General features: G+C 72.9%; 18 protein-coding genes. 9 read left to right on the forward strand and 9 right to left on the reverse strand.

Annotation, left to right across the window (positions count from 1 at the left end):
* Positions 1–149 precede the first annotated feature (149 nt).
* The 3 genes from N4G70_RS07055 to N4G70_RS07065 all read left to right on the forward strand — a co-directional run bounded on the left by N4G70_RS07055 (position 150) and on the right by N4G70_RS07065 (position 2,832).
* The gene (locus tag N4G70_RS07055; RefSeq protein WP_261711596.1) at positions 150–848 is read left to right on the forward strand and encodes a TetR/AcrR family transcriptional regulator; all 699 of its coding nucleotides are present in this window, start codon (positions 150–152) and stop codon (positions 846–848) included.
* A gap of 62 nt (positions 849–910) precedes the next feature.
* A complete protein-coding gene (locus N4G70_RS07060; RefSeq protein WP_261711597.1) occupies positions 911–2,170 on the forward strand; it encodes a sensor histidine kinase in 1,260 nt (419 codons plus the stop codon).
* On the forward strand, positions 2,167–2,832 hold the full coding sequence (locus tag N4G70_RS07065; RefSeq protein ID WP_261711598.1) for a response regulator transcription factor: 666 nt from the start codon (positions 2,167–2,169) through the stop codon (positions 2,830–2,832). The genes N4G70_RS07060 and N4G70_RS07065 overlap by 4 nt, the downstream gene beginning before the upstream one ends.
* Here N4G70_RS07065 and N4G70_RS07070 read toward each other — a convergent pair.
* Positions 2,793–3,080 carry a DUF6332 family protein gene (locus tag N4G70_RS07070; RefSeq protein ID WP_261711599.1) on the reverse strand — a complete coding sequence of 96 codons (288 nt, stop codon included), beginning with the start codon at positions 3,078–3,080 and terminating at the stop codon, positions 2,793–2,795. The genes N4G70_RS07065 and N4G70_RS07070 overlap by 40 nt on opposite strands.
* A gap of 156 nt (positions 3,081–3,236) precedes the next feature.
* Here N4G70_RS07070 and N4G70_RS07075 point away from each other — a divergent pair, with 156 nt between their 5' ends.
* Positions 3,237–3,641 (forward strand): MarR family transcriptional regulator, encoded by a 405-nt coding sequence (locus tag N4G70_RS07075; RefSeq protein ID WP_261711600.1) that lies wholly within the window; start codon positions 3,237–3,239, stop codon positions 3,639–3,641.
* 136 nt (positions 3,642–3,777) lie between these two features.
* Here N4G70_RS07075 and N4G70_RS07080 read toward each other — a convergent pair whose 3' ends face one another.
* Positions 3,778–4,992: an MFS transporter gene (locus tag N4G70_RS07080; RefSeq protein ID WP_261711601.1), complete on the reverse strand. Its 1,215-nt coding sequence runs from the start codon at positions 4,990–4,992 to the stop codon at positions 3,778–3,780.
* A 221-nt stretch (positions 4,993–5,213) separates the two neighbouring features.
* Here N4G70_RS07080 and N4G70_RS07085 point away from each other — a divergent pair, with 221 nt between their 5' ends.
* Positions 5,214–6,437 (forward strand): ROK family protein, encoded by a 1,224-nt coding sequence (locus N4G70_RS07085; protein WP_261711602.1) that lies wholly within the window; start codon positions 5,214–5,216, stop codon positions 6,435–6,437.
* Here the strand turns inward: N4G70_RS07085 and N4G70_RS07090 are convergent.
* From N4G70_RS07090 to N4G70_RS07100, 3 genes are read right to left on the reverse strand one after another with little or no spacing between them, the layout of a single operon-like run.
* Positions 6,425–7,309, reverse strand: coding sequence for a phosphotriesterase (locus tag N4G70_RS07090; RefSeq protein ID WP_261712059.1), 885 nt, complete (start codon positions 7,307–7,309; stop codon positions 6,425–6,427). The genes N4G70_RS07085 and N4G70_RS07090 overlap by 13 nt on opposite strands.
* Complete coding sequence (locus N4G70_RS07095) at positions 7,303–7,872, reverse strand: DUF4865 family protein (protein WP_261711603.1); 570 nt, start codon at positions 7,870–7,872, stop codon at positions 7,303–7,305. The genes N4G70_RS07090 and N4G70_RS07095 overlap by 7 nt, the downstream gene beginning before the upstream one ends.
* A 45-nt stretch (positions 7,873–7,917) precedes the next feature.
* Positions 7,918–8,502, reverse strand: coding sequence for a TetR/AcrR family transcriptional regulator (locus tag N4G70_RS07100; RefSeq protein ID WP_261711604.1), 585 nt, complete (start codon positions 8,500–8,502; stop codon positions 7,918–7,920).
* 174 nt (positions 8,503–8,676) lie between these two features.
* On the opposite strand from N4G70_RS07100, the gene N4G70_RS07105 reads away from it, so the two are divergent.
* Complete coding sequence (locus N4G70_RS07105; protein ID WP_261711605.1) at positions 8,677–8,964, forward strand: SHOCT domain-containing protein; 288 nt, start codon at positions 8,677–8,679, stop codon at positions 8,962–8,964.
* A gap of 30 nt (positions 8,965–8,994) precedes the next feature.
* Here N4G70_RS07105 and N4G70_RS07110 read toward each other — a convergent pair whose 3' ends face one another.
* Together N4G70_RS07110 and N4G70_RS07115 are read right to left on the reverse strand one after the other, a co-directional pair.
* Positions 8,995–9,519, reverse strand: a complete 525-nt coding sequence (locus tag N4G70_RS07110; RefSeq protein ID WP_261711606.1) for an ATP-binding protein — start codon at positions 9,517–9,519, stop codon at positions 8,995–8,997.
* Positions 9,520–9,668: 149 nt separating this feature from the next.
* Positions 9,669–9,998, reverse strand: coding sequence for a hypothetical protein (locus N4G70_RS07115; protein ID WP_120725750.1), 330 nt, complete (start codon positions 9,996–9,998; stop codon positions 9,669–9,671).
* A gap of 218 nt (positions 9,999–10,216) precedes the next feature.
* Between N4G70_RS07115 and N4G70_RS07120 the strand changes: the two genes are divergently transcribed.
* The 3 genes from N4G70_RS07120 to N4G70_RS07130 all read left to right on the forward strand — a co-directional run bounded on the left by N4G70_RS07120 (position 10,217) and on the right by N4G70_RS07130 (position 14,070).
* Positions 10,217–11,317, forward strand: a complete 1,101-nt coding sequence (locus tag N4G70_RS07120) for a PLP-dependent cysteine synthase family protein (protein WP_261711607.1) — start codon at positions 10,217–10,219, stop codon at positions 11,315–11,317.
* Positions 11,318–11,378: 61 nt separating this feature from the next.
* Positions 11,379–12,284 carry a universal stress protein gene (locus tag N4G70_RS07125; protein ID WP_261711608.1) on the forward strand — a complete coding sequence of 302 codons (906 nt, stop codon included), beginning with the start codon at positions 11,379–11,381 and terminating at the stop codon, positions 12,282–12,284.
* Positions 12,285–12,441: 157 nt separating this feature from the next.
* Positions 12,442–14,070, forward strand: a complete 1,629-nt coding sequence (locus N4G70_RS07130; RefSeq protein WP_261711610.1) for an FAD-dependent monooxygenase — start codon at positions 12,442–12,444, stop codon at positions 14,068–14,070.
* A gap of 6 nt (positions 14,071–14,076) precedes the next feature.
* On the opposite strand, the gene N4G70_RS07135 is transcribed toward N4G70_RS07130, so the two are convergent.
* Positions 14,077–14,559 carry an SRPBCC family protein gene (locus tag N4G70_RS07135; RefSeq protein WP_261711611.1) on the reverse strand — a complete coding sequence of 161 codons (483 nt, stop codon included), beginning with the start codon at positions 14,557–14,559 and terminating at the stop codon, positions 14,077–14,079.
* A 177-nt stretch (positions 14,560–14,736) separates the two neighbouring features.
* Entirely contained in the window at positions 14,737–15,609 is an 873-nt protein-coding gene (locus N4G70_RS07140) for a DeoR/GlpR family DNA-binding transcription regulator (RefSeq protein WP_261711612.1), read from the reverse strand.
* Between the last annotated feature and the right edge of the window lie 3 nt (positions 15,610–15,612).

Here is a 15,612-nt window from a genome sequence, read left to right on the forward strand (position 1 = left end):
GCGAGAGAGCGGTGCTCTCGTTCGTGAGCAGTGTGCACCCCGCAAGTGCTCCAAAGCAAGAGCAGCGCTCTCGTATGTGGCGGATGCTCCACTTTGTGTGCGCCAGTCGCGTCGTTGGCCACTGCTCTCCGAACTGGCAGACTGGCGTCATGAGCACCGTCCAGGGAGCCCGCGCACGGGCACGTATCGAAGTCACCGCGGCCATCAAGGACGAGGCCAGAAAGCAGCTCGCCCAGGACGGCGCGGCGAAACTCTCGCTGCGCGCCGTCGCCCGCGAACTCGGCATGGTGTCCTCCGCCCTCTACCGCTACTTCCCCAGCCGGGACGACCTCCTGACCGCCCTCATCGTCGACGCCTACGACGCGGTGGGCGAGAGCGCCGAACACGCCCTCGCCCAGCAGCGGGCATCGGCCTCGCCCGCCACCCGCTGGACGGCCGTCTGCCGCGCGGTGCGCGCCTGGGCGCTGGCCCATCCGCACGAGTACGCCCTCATCTACGGCTCGCCCGTCCCCGGCTACAGCGCCCCCGAGGACACCGTCGCCCCCGCCGCGAGGGTCTGGCTGGTGCTCGTGTCCATCGCCCGGGAGGCCCACCGGGGCAAGGGCATCGCCCCGCCCAGGACCCCCGCGCCGCTGCGCGCCGAGGCCGAGCGGATGGCGGCCGACCTGGCGCCGGATCTGCCCCCTGCGGTGGCGGTCGCCCTGGTCGCCGCCTGCGCCCAGTTGTTCGGGCTCGTCTCCTTCGAGGTGTTCGGCCAGTTCCACCGGGTCGTCGAGGACCGGGAGCCGTTCTTCGCGCACGCCGCCGAGCAGCTGGCCGGCTCGGTCGGTCTCGTACTCCCCGCGTAGTACGCGCGATCACCCCGCTCGGCCGACGCCGCGGCGCCCGGGCCCGGTCTAGCGTGGCCGGTATGGAAGAGCAGCAGTCTCCGCCCGGCACCGCCCGCCGCGGTCCGCCCCGGTCGCCCAAGGGGCCGCCGCCCCTGCTGCGGCGCTGGGTGCGGGGGCCGGACGGCGGGGACGGTCCGGCCGGGCCGCCGTGGCGTTCGACGGTCGCGCTCACCCTGATCGTGCTGGCCGGCTCCCATGTCGCGGGGCGCTCCCAGGCGGGCCGGGCCCCGATCGACGCCTTCGCCCTCGTGCTGCTTCTCGCCGGGTGCGCCGCCCTGCTGATCCGTCGGCGCCACCCCGTGGTCGCGGTGTTCGGCGCCTCGGCGGCGGTCATGGTCTACCTCGGCGCCGGATATCCCTACGGCCCGGTGTTCCTGCCCGTGGCGGTCGGCTGTTTCTCCGCGGTCATCGCCGGATACCGCCGTCAGGCCTGGTGCGCGGTGGCCATGCTGTGGCTCGGGCACCTCCTCGTCGCGCACTGGCTCTACCGGTGGCTGCCGCCGTCCGGGGACTCGGCCGCGCCGTGGAGTCAGGAAGTGGCCGTCGCCGCCTGGGCGGTGGCCGTCGTCGCGGTCGCCGAACTCGTCCGCGTACGCCGGGAGCAGTGGGCCAAGGAGCGCGCAGGGCGGGCCGCGGCGGCCAGGCGGCGGGCCGAACAGGAACGGCTGCGCATCGCCCGCGAGCTGCATGACGTGCTGGCCCACAGCATCTCCGTCATCAACGTCCAGGCCGGTGTGGGCTTGGCTCTGCTGGACTCCGACCCCGAACAGGCCCGCACCGCGCTGACCACCATCAAGTCCGCGAGCAAGGAGGCGCTCGGCGAGGTGCGCCAGGTACTGGAGAACCTGCGCACACCGGGGGAGGCCCCCCGCTCCCCGGCGCCGGGCCTGGACCGGCTCCCCGAACTGGTCGAGCAGGCCGCGAGCGCCGGTCTCACCGTCGAGACCACGACCGGCGGCGGACGCCCGGCCCTGCCGCCGGGCACCGATCTGGCGGCCTTCCGCATCGTGCAGGAGGCCCTCACCAATGTGGTCCGCCACTCCGCGGCACGCAGGGCACGGGTCGCGATCGGCTGGGAACCCGGCGCGCTCGTGCTGTGCGTCGATGACGACGGGCCGCCGTCCGGCGGCGAGGCGGGCGGCAGCGGCAACGGCCTGATCGGCATGCGGGAGCGGGCCGCCGCGCTCGGGGGCAGCATCGAGGCCGGCCCGCTCCCGTCCGGCGGCTTCCGGGTCACCGCCCGCCTTCCGCTGGCCGGCCACTCCGAGGAGACCTCATGATCCGCGTCCTGCTCGCCGACGACCAGCTCCTGGTACGGGCGGGGTTCCGGGCCCTCCTCGACGCTCAGGGCGACATCGAGGTGGTGGGGGAGGCCGCCGACGGCCGGGAGGCAGTCGTCCTGGTACGCGAACTGCGCCCGGACGTCGTCCTGATGGACATTCGGATGCCCCGGCTCGACGGTCTGGCCGCCACCCGCGAGATCACCTCCGAGCCGGCCCTGGCCGGGGTGAAGGTGGTCATGCTCACCACCTTCGAACTCGACGAGTACGTCTTCGAGGCGATCCGCGCCGGTGCGTGCGGCTTCCTCGTGAAGGACACCGAGCCGGACGAACTGCTGCGCGCGGTCCGGGCGGTGGTCGACGGAGACGCCCTGCTCTCTCCCGGAGTGACCCGGCGGCTGATCGCCGAGTTCGCCGCGCGTTCCAAGGAACCGGCCGCCGACGGCGCTCTGGCGCAGCTCACCGAGCGGGAGCGGGAGGTGATGGCGCTCGTCGGCATCGGGCTGTCCAACGACGAGATCGCCCGCCGTCTCGTGGTGAGCCCGCTGACCGCCAAGACCCATGTCAGCCGCGCGATGGTGAAGCTCGGCGCCCGGGACCGGGCCCAACTGGTCGTCCTCGCCTACGAGTCGGGGCTCGTACGCCCCGGCTGGCTGGGCTGACGCGGCCCCCGGCCGGACCCGTACGGAAAGCGCCACAGCACATGCACGGTCCGCCAGACGAAGACGATGAGCGCGCCGCCGCCGCCGAGGAGCAGCAGGACCCGCCGTAGCGGGTGCGGGAGTTGGAGGGCGTAGCCGGAGCCGGTGATGACGCCGAACACCACACCGGCCGCCAACAGGGCGCTGGCCAGCGCGTATCCGATCTCGATCGTGATGGCGTCCCGCTCGGCCCGACTCCGTGTCACCATGCGCGAAGTCTCACAGCAGGGACGGCCGACGGGCAACCGTCGCCCGCCGGCCGTCCCTCCCCCCGCTTGCACCACGAGATTACCTGTACGTGCATTGAATGCAAGCGCATTTAATTACGATGCAACAAAACCAGCCGTTTCTGCTAGCGTGCCGCCATGGCGACTGAGAAGCCCGAGCGCCTGCTCGTGGAGGAGTGGCGGGACATCCTCGCGGTTCACGCGCGCACCACGTGCGAGCTCGACCGCGAGTTCCAGGCGTTCGGCATCTGCGCGAGCGACTTCGAGGTCCTCGACATCCTGGCCGAGGGACGCGAGGGCGACCCGGGGTGCGCCTTCCGGGTCCAGGAGCTGGCCTCACGGATCCACCTCAGCCAGAGCGCGCTGTCCCGTCTCATCGGGCGCCTGGAGAAGGACGGCCTGGTCACGCGCGGGATGTGCAGTGAGGACCGGCGCGGTGTGAGCGTGGTGATCACCGAGTCCGGCCGCGCCCGCCACGCCGAGGTGCTCCCGGTCCAGCGTGCGGTGCTCGCCCGGATGCTCGCGGACCGGCCCAAGGGCTGACGCCCGTAGTGCTCGCGCCGGCACGAGGGCTGACGCCCGTAACGCTCGCGGACCGGCCCAAGGGCTGACGCCCGTCGTGAATCGGGCCCGAACTCCCCTCCCCTTCCGGCGAGTTGAGGTCGCCCGCGGTGTCGAATCAGTCCCGGGGGGCGGTCGCGTTGCGGGCGGCGTAGCCGATCAGCGCGGCGGCCGCGGCGAGTACGGCGACCGTGGTCAGGGCGAGCGGCAGCGAGAACCACTCGGCGAGCAGCCCGATCGCGGGCGGCCCCAGCAGCATGCCGCCGTAGCCGAGCGTGGAGGCGGCGGCCACCCCGCCGGGCCCGGCGAGGGCGCCCGCCCTCGCTATGGCGACGGGGAAGATGTTGGCGAGGCCCAGGCCCATCACGGCGAAACCGGCCAGTGCGAGCCAGGCCGTGGGGGCCAGCGCGCCGAGCAGCATCCCGGCCGCGGCCGTGAGCCCACCCGCCACCAACGTGCGGGTCTGGCCGAGCCGTTCGAGCAGGGCGGTCCCCGAGAGGCGGCCGGCCGTCATGGCGAGGGCGAACAGGGAGTACCCCACCGCCGCCACACCCGGGGCGGCGGCCAGGTCCTGCTCCAGGTGCAGCGCGCCCCAGTCCGCCATCGCTCCCTCCCCGTACGCGGTGCACAGCGCGATCACCCCGAAGAGCAGCACCAGACGCCGGGCCCGGCCGTCGAGGCGGCGTCCCTCGGGGTGCGGCGTCCTCGTGCGGACCGGCGCGGGGTGGTTGAGGAGCACCCGCCCGGCCAGTGCGGTCACCACGAGCCCGAGGCCGGTCAGGGCCAGGAGATGCGCGGTCGGGGAGAGGCTTGACGCGACCAGCGCGCCGGCGCCCGCTCCGACCATCCCGCCGAGGCTGAAGGCCGCGTGGAAACTCGGCATCACCGGTCGGTGCAGCGCGGCCACCAGGTCCACGGCGGCGCTGTTCATCGCGACGTTGATACCGCCGTACGCGGCACCGAACACGAGCAGCACCAGGCCGAGCGCGAGGGCGGAGTGGGTCCGCGCGGGCAGCGCGATGGCGAGGGCCATCAGCGCACCGCAGACCACGGTCACCGGATGGCTGCCGAAGCGCCGGCACAGCCGGCCGGTGAGCACCATCGTGACCACCGCTCCGGCCGAGACGCCCAGCAGGGCCAGGCCCAACTCGCCCGCGGAGGCGCCGGTCTGCTGCTTGATGGCCGGGATGCGGACCACCCACCCGGCGAACAGGAAGCCGTCGAGGGCGAAGAACACGGTCAGGGCGGAGCGGAGGCGGGACAGGGAGGGTGCGGCGGTGGTGTCGCCAGGGCCCCCCGGAGCGGCCGTCCGTACTTTGTTTAGTAGCGGCACAAAGTCAGGATAGGGGCAGGGCCAGGGCTCCATCAACCGGCTGGGGAGGGGGAGCCTGGTCGATCACGGGCGTCGGGGAGGCGATGGGCGGCCGAGCTTCGAGGCTCGGCGGGCCGCCGACCCGCCCGGCCTCGGCGAGGAAACCGGTCCCCGGACCCCGGGTCGGCCGACCACCGGCCGGAAGGGCGGCTTCCGTCCGGGATCATGGGAGACTCGCCCCCATGAACGGCAAGGCGACGACCACGCGGACCAGACTGGAGAGGGGCCGCAGCGCGCTCGGACCCGCGCTCGAACTGGTACACACCGGCCGTGCGCCGACCCGTGCCGTGCTCACCTCCGAGCTGGGCGTCACCCGTGCCACCGCGGGCGCGGTCGCCGCGGAACTCGAAGCGCTCGGCCTGATCCGGGTCGACTCCCGTCCCGCCGCGGCCGGCTCGCAGGGCCGTCCCTCGCACCGCCTCGCCGTCGACGACGCCGGGCCCGTCGCGCTCGCGGCTCAGGTGCACGCGGACGGTTTCCGGGCGGCGCTGGTCGGCCTCGGCGGCGAGATCGTCGCCACCGACCCGGGCTGTGTCATCGTCTCCGCCGACCCGGCCCAGGTGCTCGGCGAGGTCGTCGACGCGGGCGCCGCACTCCTCAAGGGCAGCGGCCGCCGCTGTGTGGGCGCCGGGCTCGCCGTGCCGTCCGCCGTCGCCGAACCGGAGGGGACCGCGCTCAACCCGCTCCACCTGGCCTGGCCGGCGGGGGCCCCGGTGCGCGAGATCTTCGCCGAGCGCGTCCGCGCCGCCGGCATCACGGGCCCCGCCTTCACCGGCAACGACGTCAACCTCGCCGCGCTCGCCGAGCACCGGCACGGCGCGGGACGCGGCTCCCAGCACCTGCTCTGCGTGGCCACCGGACACCGCGGCGTCGGCGGCGCGCTGGTGCTCGACGGCCGTCTGCACACCGGGAGTTCGGGCCTGGCGCTGGAGGTCGGCCACCTCACCGTCAACCCCGACGGCCGCCCCTGCTACTGCGGCAGCCGCGGCTGCCTGGACGTCGAGGCCGACCCGCTGGCCTTCCTCACCGCGGCGGGTCGCACGCCCGGGCCGGAGGTGTCGCTCCTGGAGCAGTCACGGGCCCTGCTGCGCCACGAGTACGCGAGGGACGCTTCCGTGCGCCGGGCCGCGGAGGAACTCGTCGACCGGCTCGGCCTCGGCCTCGCGGGCCTGGTCAACATCCTCAACCCCGACCGGATCGTCCTGGGCGGGCTGCACAAGGCGCTCCTGGAGGCCGACCCCGACCGGCTGCGTGCCGTCGTCGCCGACCGCAGCCTGTGGGGGCGCAGCGGCGGCGTCCCGATCCTGGCCTGCTCCCTGGACCACAACAGCCTGGTCGGGGCCGCCGAGCTGGCCTGGCAGCCGGTGCTCGACGACCCGCTGGGGGCGCTGACTCACCAGGCGTAGGCCCGCGCCGGATTGGTGACCAGGATCTGCTCCACCAGGGCTTCGCCCAGGGCGAGTTCGAGCCGCGGCCGGACCCTGCGCAGCAGATATGTCATCCCCGGGGTGTCCGGCGTCACGGTGTCCCCGCCGAGCAGCAGCCGGTCGGCGAAGCCCGCGTCCGCGAGCGCCCGCAGCGCGTCCGGCATCCGCCAGTCCGTGGCGTGGTTGGCCCGCGAGGGCCCGTCGAAGGCGAGCCGGGCCCCGGCCTCGGCGGCCAGCCGGTGCACGGTGAAGTCGGGGGAGCGGTTGAGGTGGCCGAGGATCACCGAACCGGGCGCCACCCCCAACTGCCCGCACAGCAGGTCGAGTACGTCGAGCGCGCCGGTGCCCAGCTCCAGGTGGACGGCGATCGGGGCGCCCGTGCGGCGGTTGGCTTCGGCGGCGGCCCGCATCGTGAACACGGCGTGGTCGTCGAGCCCGTGGAAGCCGCCCGCCACCTTGATCAGCCCGGCCCGCACCCCGGTGTCGCCGATGCCTTCGGTCAGCTCGGTGATGAACAGCTCGGCGAGCCGGTCGCGTACGGAATCGAGCAGCTCGGCCGGGTAGTGGGCGGCTTGGTGAAGGCCGGTGGCGGCGATGATGTGCACCCCCAAGTCCCGTGACAGGGCGGGCAGTTCGGCGATGCGGCGGCCCATTTTGTACGGCGTCCACTGGACCACGGTGCCGCCGCCGAGCGCGCCGAACCCGGAGAGCCGCACCGCCGCGTCCGCCACGTCGTCCAGCTCCTGGCCGGGGAGCAGCGGGCTGCGGATGAAGAGGTGGTCATGGGCGTCGACGACGCCGAGCCGGTCGGCCGCGACCTCGCCGAGGACGGTGTGTGCCGCGCTCACCAGTGCCGCCCCACGGGCAGGTCCGCACGTGCGGGCCGCGACAGGTGCAGCACCTGGAACACGTCGCCGTCCGTCGGCGCGGCGCCCTGCTCCCACAGGGTGAACCGCACCAGTTCCCAGCGGCTCGGGTCGATGGCCACGGCGCTCGCCACCACCCCGGCGGCCGGCTCCTGGGCCACCTCCCGCGCCACGAACCGGGCCGGTTCGGCCCTCTCGGGGACCGGGACCCGCAGACGGGTCGCGGTGGCGGGCACCGCCCCGCTCGCGGGCCCCTCGGCATAGGAAAGTCCGGTCCAGTGCTGGACCCGGGGACGGCCGAAGTCGTCGACGATCCCCTGGAATCCGGGGCCCCACAGGAAGGAGTTCATGCCTTCGGGGGTGGCCCAGAGGTAGAACGGGGCGTAGGAGTTGACCGGCGACCCGGCACTCCGCTCACGGATCAGATAGGCCTTGAGGCCGAGCCCGGGGAAGTCGTCCAGGAGGTGGCCCCGGGTCGCGACGCGCTTGCGGATGATCTCCATGTCGTAGTCGGCGGGCAGCGTTATCTCGTACTGCATGGCATGCATGACGTACTCCTCGTGCGGTGGGCCGGGGCATGAACAGCCTTTGTCTCAGCGGGAGTTGGCGGGTGGCGCCAGCAGAGAGAGCAGGCCGCGCACCCCCGCGTCGAAGGCGTCGGGCGACCCGGAGGCGCGGGCCAGCACATAGCCGCCCTGGACGGTCGCCACCACGGCCGCGGCGATCTCCTCGGGCACGACGCGGCCTTCGAACTCGCCCTGATCCAGGCCCTCTTGGACGATTTCGGCGAGCCGTCCGCGCAGCCAGCCGAGGGTCTCGTCGACCGGTGCGCGCAGCTCCGCGTCGGCGATGATCTCGGGGTCCATGGTGAGACGCCCCACCGGGCAGCCGCGCAGCACATCGCGCTCGCGCAGCAGATAGGCCGAGATCCGCTCGTACGCCGTGTGCCCGTCGGCGAAGGTGGCCTCGGCGGCGGCCCGCATCTGCTCGGTGGTGCGCCGGATCGCGGCGAGCGCCAGATCGGGCTTGCCCGTGAAGTGGTGGTACATGCTGCCCTGGCCCGCGCCGGCCTGCTGCTGGATGGCCTTGGGGCTGGTGCCCACATAGCCCCGCTCCCACAGCAGCTCGCGGGTGGCCTCGATCAGGCGCTCCGAAGTGCTCATGCCCGTACTGTACATACCAGTAGGTACAGAATCCAGAGCAGCCCCCGGGGCCCGTTCTACTTCCCCCGGGGCCCGTTCTACTTCCCCCGGGGTACGCCGGCCGCCTTCGGGCGGACGACGACGGGGACCCCCTCGCGGCGGGAGGCTCGAAGCACGCAATGAGCAACGCCACCGAGGGAGCTGAGCGACATGAACACCCTGGCCCACACAGGACCCGGACCCTGGATCTTCTTCGTCCCGCTGGTCTGGGCCGCCGTGATCCTCACCGTCGTGACCGTGCTGCGGCGCGGCGGATGGCGGGGGCGGCGAGGAGCGTGGCGGCCGCCCGTGGACGACCGTTCGCCGATGGCTGTCCTCGGCCGCCGGTTCGCCTCCGGGGAGATCGACGAGGAGGAGTACTGGCGCCGGATCTCCGTCCTGGAGGAGCACTTCGGGCGGGCGCGTCCGGCGTCCCCCGGCAAGGGAGGCGCGGCCTGACGAACGCCCGCCGCTCGTGCCCCCGTCCGGTCAGCCCGCGACGGGGGACCGGGCGGCGGTGTTCGCGCGACCGCGCACCGCGTGCTGGGGGCGGGGTTCCCGGAAGGGGGTGCGGGGCGTCGACCGGTACACGGGGTAGGGCGACAGGGCCGTCGCGGGGGAGGGTGCGGCGAGCGTGAACCACACCGTCTTGCCCGTCTCGCCCAGCGGGCGCACGCCCCAGCTCTCGCTGACCGCGGCTATCAGAGCCAGCCCGCGACCGTTGGTGGCAAGGGAGTTGGAGTCCCGCAGGGCGGGCAGGGTCGGATCGTGGTCGTGCACCGAGATGGTGAGGCGGTCGAGCAGCAGCTCGATCTCCACCGTGCACATCTTGTCCGGCTCGGCATGCCGGTGGACGTTGGTGAGCAGCTCGGTGACGCCCAGCGCCGCCTCGTCTATCAACGGATCCAGATGCCAGTAGCGCAACTGCGCCGATACGATTCTGCGGACCTGACCGATCCGCGACGGCAGGGCTTGGAGCTCCACCGTGCACTGCCTGCTTGGCTGGCTGATCACGGTTGCGACTCCCTGAATAGGTCCGGAAGTAGCTGTCTGATCCGACGGCCCTCATCAGAGCGTGACCGCCGGTGAACCCTCAGTGATGTGACACCAGCGTGGCCCACGGCCTCGCACTGCGCAACTCGCACCACTGGAGCCCGGGCGTCTCAGCTGTGCGCGCCGTGCGTCGTCTGCCCGATGGCCTGAAGGAAGCGCCGGGTCAGTTCGGAGCCGCGCGAACGGTCCGGCTCCTCGCCCATCGTCAGCCGGTAGCGGGTGCCGTTCAGCCGCGCCACCGTCCGGTCCTCCTTGGCGAGCCACGGCAGCCGGGGCCGTGTCGCGCTGACCGTGTCGACGGGCGCGCTGTCGATCTCCCGGCCGTTGCTGGTGAGCAGGGCGAGCCGGCCGTCCTTGATCAACACCTGCCCGGCTCTGGTCAGCGAACGGGTCCACCGCTCGATCCGTACACCCTTCGCGCTGAACTCGGGTTCCGCCATGACCGTCCGGCCCCCTTCACATCGCTCCTGGTGGGCAGTCTGCACAACGTCGAGCCTACGCACCAGGGCGCGGCGGGGATCGGGTCCGGGCCAGCGCCGCCCAGCGCTCACCAGGCGTCCCACAAGCCACTCCTATGGATGCCCAAAGGGAACGTTTGTGCAGGTGGGAGCGGTATTGTCGGGTGTGGGGGCGGCACGCAGAAACGACGAGGAGTGGCATGGAAACCATCGATGTGGACCGCAGTGATCCCGAGTACCGCGCCTGGCTGAAGGAGGCCGTGCGCAAGGTCCAGGCCGATGCCAACCGCTCCGCCGACACCCATCTCCTGCGCTTTCCCCTCCCCGAGGCCTGGGGCATCGATCTCTATCTCAAGGACGAGTCGACGCATCCCACCGGCAGCCTCAAGCACCGCCTGGCGCGCTCGCTCTTCCTGTACGGCCTGTGCAATGGCTGGATCCGGCCGGGCAAGCCGGTCATCGAGGCGTCCAGCGGCTCGACCGCCGTGTCCGAGGCATATTTCGCCAAACTGATCGGCGTGCCCTTCATCGCGGTGATGCCCCGCACCACCAGCGCCGAGAAGTGCCGTCTGATCGAGTTCCACGGCGGCCGGTGCCACTTCGTGGACGACTCGATGAAGATGTACGAGGAGTCCGCGGCCCTCGCCGCGAAGACCGGCGGCCACTACATGGACCAGTTCACCTACGCCGAGCGGGCCACCGACTGGCGGGGCAACAACAACATCGCCGAATCCATCTACCAGCAACTGAAGTTGGAGCGCTACCCCGAGCCCACCTGGATCGTCGCCACGGCCGGCACCGGGGGCACCTCGGCCACCATCGCGCGCTATGTGCACTACATGCAGCACGACACGATGATCTGTGTGCCCGACCCGGAGAACTCCTGCTTCTTCGACGGCTGGACCCGGGGCGACGCGCTGGCCGCCAGCGACTGCGGCTCGCGCATCGAGGGCATCGGGCGCCCGCGCATGGAGCCCAGCTTCGTGCCCGGCGCCATCGACCGCATGATGAAGGTGCCGGACGCGGCGAGCGTCGCGGCGGTACGCGCCCTGGAGAAGGCGATCGGCCGCAAGGCCGGCGGCTCCACCGGCACCGGCCTGTGGAGCGCGCTGAGGATCGTCGCCGAAATGGTCGCCGAGGGCCGTACCGGAAGCATCGTCACCCTGCTCTGCGACCCGGGCGACCGCTACCTCGACAAGTACTACTCGGACGCCTGGCTCGCCGAACAGGGCCTGGACATCGCGCCCTACAGCAGGACGCTCGACACCTTCCTGGAGAGCGGGGTCTGGCCCGCCCCGTGAACCGGCCACAGCGGGACCTTCTGCCCGTGCGGGAGCCCCCGGAGCGTGCCAGGGTGACGTCATGGACACGCGCCCGGTAGTCGTCGCCGTCGACGGATCCGAACACAGTCTGCGGGCCCTGGAGTGGGCCATTCCCACCGCCCGCAGACGCGCCGCCGACCTGGTGATCGCCCATGTCCTGCCCGACCACACCCAGCTCTGGACGGCCCGCCGCTCCGCGCTCGGCCCGGGGCCCGAGCTCAACGACCCGGTGACCGACCGTGTGCGGGCCGCGCTCTCGGGCCGCGACGGGCTGCCCTCGGTGCGGTTCGACTCCTTGGAGGGCGAGGTCGCCGACGCGCTGCACGGCCTGGGCGCCGAGGCCCGCATGCTGGTGATGGGATCGCGCGGGCGCGGCGGCTTCGCCAGCCTGCTCCTCGGCTCCAACAGCCTGGCCGTGGCCACCCGCGCGCCCTGCCCCGTCGTGGTCGTGCCGCGTCTGGCCCGTACCGGGGAGGACGAACGGGCAACGGGCCGGGTGGTGCTCGGGCTCGACCTGGGCGACACGGTCGACGACGTCATCGCGTTCGCCTTCGAGGAGGCCTCGGCGCGGGGCGTCGCACTCCAGGTGATCTCCGCCTACCCGGCCACGCCCCCGGCCGCCCTGATGGTCGCGGGCGAGTTCCCGCCCGGACGCCTCGACGTCGACCAGTACGGGCCCGGCGAGCGCGACGTACGACGCGAACAGGCCGAGCGGCTGCGCCCCTTCGAGGAGCGGTTCCCGGCCGTCGAGACGGACGCCGTGATCGCGCCCGCCGACGCGGCCGGACATCTCGTCGACGCCTCGGCCTCGGCCGCGCTGATCGTGGTCGGCCGGCACCGCAGGCGCCTGAAGCCGGGCTCCCTCCTGATGGGCTCCGTCGCCCACGCGGTGCTGCACCACGCGGAGTGCCCGGTGGCGGTGGTCCCGGTCGCCGACGACGACTGAACCGGACCCCGAGCCGCGCGGTGTGCCTCAACTTCCGCACGCGGGAGTGGTGTTGAGCCAACCTCAGCGTTGACCCGCAGTTTGCCCCCGATGGTGCCCCGGCTGTCTACGGTAGGAAAGATCCACTGAACGGCACGGGGAACCACGGGGAGCTGTCATGCCATCTGTACTGATCGTCGGCGGGGGACTGGTCGGTCTGACCGCGGCCCTGTGTCTGGAGCACCAGGGGGTCGATTACGTCCTGGTGGAACGCAACACCGAGCCGACCGTGCTGCCCCGCTCACGCGGCATGCACACGCGGGCCGTGGAGATCTTCCGGCAGCTGGGCGTCGAGGACGCCGTGCAGGCCGCGAGCGCCTCCGCCCTCAAGATGGGCCGCTTCGGCGGCGCCCGCACCGGCGCCAGCATCGCCGCGTCCGAGGCGCTCGACCTCAGCCATGTCCTGGCCACCGGCGCCATGGTCGGCGCCGATGAGAGCCCCTCCTCGTTCTGCTTCTGCCCCCAGGTGCTGCTCGAACCGGTCCTGCGCGAGATGGCCGAACAGCGCGGCGGCGACGTTCGCTTCGGCACCGAGCTGACCGGATTCACCCAGGGCGCCGACCGCGTCACCGCCACCCTCAGGGACCGCGCCACCGGCCGTACCAGCACCCTGGACGCCGACTACCTCCTGGCGGCGGACGGCGCCGGAAGCCCGGTCCGCACAGCCCTGGGCATCACCAGCACCACGCGGCCCGCCACCCACCACTACCTCAACCTCTACTTCCGCGCCGACCTCACCGAGCTCGTGCGCGACCGCACCTTCAGCCAGTGCGAGATCAGCGGGCCCGCGGTGTCCGGACTCTTCCTGGCCAAGAACAACACCGACGAATGGTCCTTCCACCTCGCCTACGACCCCGAGCGCGAGAGCCCGGCCGACTACCCCGACGAGCGCTGCCTCGCCCTGCTGCGCACCGCCATCGGCGCCGACGACCCCGGACTCCGCATCGAACTGCTCGCCCGCGCCGCCTGGGACACCGGCACCGCCGTCGCCGACACCTATCGCCGGGGCCGGGTCCTGCTCGCCGGTGACGCGGCCCACCGGCACGCCCCCTGGGGCGGCTTCGGCGCCAACACCGGCATCGCGGATGTGCACAACCTCGCCTGGAAACTCGCCGCGGTCCTGCGCGGACAGTTCCCGGACGCGCTCCTGGACACCTATGAGCCCGAACGCCGTCCCCGCGGTCTGCTCGTCGCCGAACAGGCCTGGCTGCGCACCGACTTCCTGGCCCGGTACGCCATCCGCACGCCGGGCAACGCCGACGCCCTCGACCGCCAACTGGGCACCGGCGAGATCATGACCCGCTACCGCTACGCGTCCGCCGCCGTCCACGGCTCACCTGCCGGGGACACCGTCGACCGGCTCGCGGGCCAGAGCGGCACCCGCGTCCCCCACCTGTGGCTCGACCGCGACGGCGCCCGCGTGTCCACCCTCGACCTCTGCGGCCCGGGCTTCGCCCTGCTCACCGGCGGCGACGGCGCGGCGGGAGCCGCCTGGGCGCGGGCGGCCGAGCCGCTGCCCGTGGCCGTGCACCCCATCGTCGCGGGGAAGCCCGGGTCCGAGCCCGGAGCGGGGGTGCTGTACGACACCGAGGGGGCCTGGTGCGACGTGGCCGGGCTGCCCCCGGAGGGCGCGCTCCTGGTCCGCCCGGACGGCTTCGTCGCGGCCCGCTCCGACGAGGGACTCACGCCCGACTCGCTGGCAGACATCTGGCGCTCCGTCATGGGCCTTGCGACAAAGGCCAGTTGAGGGCTGCTAAGCCGTTTCCGCTTGGGCGAGGTGGCGGTCGAGTGCGCGCATCGCGCCGCGGAAGGACTGGCCGATCCCCGGCCCGGCCGCCCGCATGGCCAGCCGGAACAGCGCGGGCCCTTCGCCCGCCATCGTCCAGCGCACCAGGGTGCCGGGGCCCGCGGGCCGAAGTCGCCAGTCCTCCAACAGGGCGCGCACACCAGGGGTGTTGGTCTCGTCGATCCGGTAGGCATAGCGCTCGCCGGGATCCGTCGCCATGATCGTCTCGCGGAAGAACACCCCGCCGCGCAGTCTGACCTCACGCCCGGCCCCGCCGTCCAGGGGCCGGGCCGCGGCCACGGAGGAGAACCAGACCGGGGTGTCGGCGACCTCCTCGGCGAGCGCCCGGTAGACGGCGCCGGGCGCGGCCGAGAGGCGGGTGGTGAAGGCCAGACGCACCGGCGCCGACTCGGCGAAGTCGAGTTCCACGGGCCTGAGTCGGCGAGCCATGACGTATACCTCCGGGCGGTCGAGGGGCGAGACCCCGCACGTGCGGGGCGGAAGGCCCGTCTCCGCGGGGACGGTGAGGCGTGCCTCCCGGGGGGCAGGAAGGGACTGCCTCGCTCCACGGAGGCGGCACACCCCGCCGCGCGGCGGGACGGCCCGCACACCATAACTGGCGACCCGTCAGATGTCTGCGGTCCCACCGCTGTCGCTGCCGTTGTCGCCCCCGTTGTCCGGGGTCTCACCCGCCACGACCAGATCGGGCAGATGCTCGGTCATCTCCTCGCGGGCGGCCTTCGACAGGCCCGCGTCCGTCACCAGCGAGTCGACCTGGTCGAGCGTGGCGAACGAACTCAGCCCCACCGTGCCCCACTTGGTGTGGTCCGCGATCACCACGACCCGCCGCGCCGAGTGCACGAACCGCCGATTGGTCTCCGCCTCGGCCAGGTTGGGCGTGGAGAGCCCGGCCTCCACCGAGATGCCGTGCACCCCGATGAACAGCACATCGAAGTGCAGGGAACGAATCGCCGCGTCGGCGACCGGCCCCACCAGGGTGTCGGACAGCGTCCGCACCCCGCCGGTGAGGACCACGGTCGCCGCCCCCGGGCGCGGCCCGGACGCGGCCGAGGAGCGCTGGGCGGCGTGGAAGACATCGGCGACCTGCACCGAGTTGGTCACCACCGTCAGCTCCGGAACGTCCACCAGCTGCTGGGCCAGCGCATACGCCGTCGTACCGCCCGCCAGCGCGATGGCGCTGCCGGGCACGGCCATCCTGGCCGCCTCCCGCGCGATGTCCTGCTTGGCGCTCAGCTCCAGCGCCGACTTCGCCTCGAAGCCGGGCTCGTGTGCCGTGGCCTCAGCGACCGGCACGGCCCCGCCGTGCACCTTCTCGATCACACCCTGGCGCGCCAGCGCGTCCAGATCCCGGCGGACCGTCATGTCCGAGACGTTGAGCTTCCGGGTGAGCTCGTTGACCCGGACCCCGCCACGCCGTCTGACCTCATCGAGGATCAGCGCGCGACGCTGCTCCGCGAGCAGATTCTGGTGGTCGTTCACTGC

Source organism: Streptomyces sp. ASQP_92 (assembly GCF_025399895.1).
GTDB lineage: Bacteria > Actinomycetota > Actinomycetes > Streptomycetales > Streptomycetaceae > Streptomyces.

Coding starts and splice junctions, on each gene's coding strand:
- N4G70_RS07060 (WP_261711597.1), top strand. CDS start 911: ATGGAAGAGCAGCAGTCTCCGCCCGGCACCGCCCGCCGCGGTCCGCCC.
- N4G70_RS07130 (WP_261711610.1), top strand. CDS start 12,442: ATGCCATCTGTACTGATCGTCGGCGGGGGACTGGTCGGTCTGACCGCG.
- N4G70_RS07100 (WP_261711604.1), bottom strand. CDS start 8,502: ATGTACAGTACGGGCATGAGCACTTCGGAGCGCCTGATCGAGGCCACC.
- N4G70_RS07125 (WP_261711608.1), top strand. CDS start 11,379: ATGGACACGCGCCCGGTAGTCGTCGCCGTCGACGGATCCGAACACAGT.
- N4G70_RS07115 (WP_120725750.1), bottom strand. CDS start 9,998: ATGGCGGAACCCGAGTTCAGCGCGAAGGGTGTACGGATCGAGCGGTGG.
- N4G70_RS07075 (WP_261711600.1), top strand. CDS start 3,237: ATGGCGACTGAGAAGCCCGAGCGCCTGCTCGTGGAGGAGTGGCGGGAC.
- N4G70_RS07065 (WP_261711598.1), top strand. CDS start 2,167: ATGATCCGCGTCCTGCTCGCCGACGACCAGCTCCTGGTACGGGCGGGG.
- N4G70_RS07120 (WP_261711607.1), top strand. CDS start 10,217: ATGGAAACCATCGATGTGGACCGCAGTGATCCCGAGTACCGCGCCTGG.
- N4G70_RS07055 (WP_261711596.1), top strand. CDS start 150: ATGAGCACCGTCCAGGGAGCCCGCGCACGGGCACGTATCGAAGTCACC.
- N4G70_RS07085 (WP_261711602.1), top strand. CDS start 5,214: ATGAACGGCAAGGCGACGACCACGCGGACCAGACTGGAGAGGGGCCGC.
- N4G70_RS07105 (WP_261711605.1), top strand. CDS start 8,677: ATGAACACCCTGGCCCACACAGGACCCGGACCCTGGATCTTCTTCGTC.
- N4G70_RS07135 (WP_261711611.1), bottom strand. CDS start 14,559: ATGGCTCGCCGACTCAGGCCCGTGGAACTCGACTTCGCCGAGTCGGCG.
- N4G70_RS07070 (WP_261711599.1), bottom strand. CDS start 3,080: ATGGTGACACGGAGTCGGGCCGAGCGGGACGCCATCACGATCGAGATC.
- N4G70_RS07095 (WP_261711603.1), bottom strand. CDS start 7,872: ATGCATGCCATGCAGTACGAGATAACGCTGCCCGCCGACTACGACATG.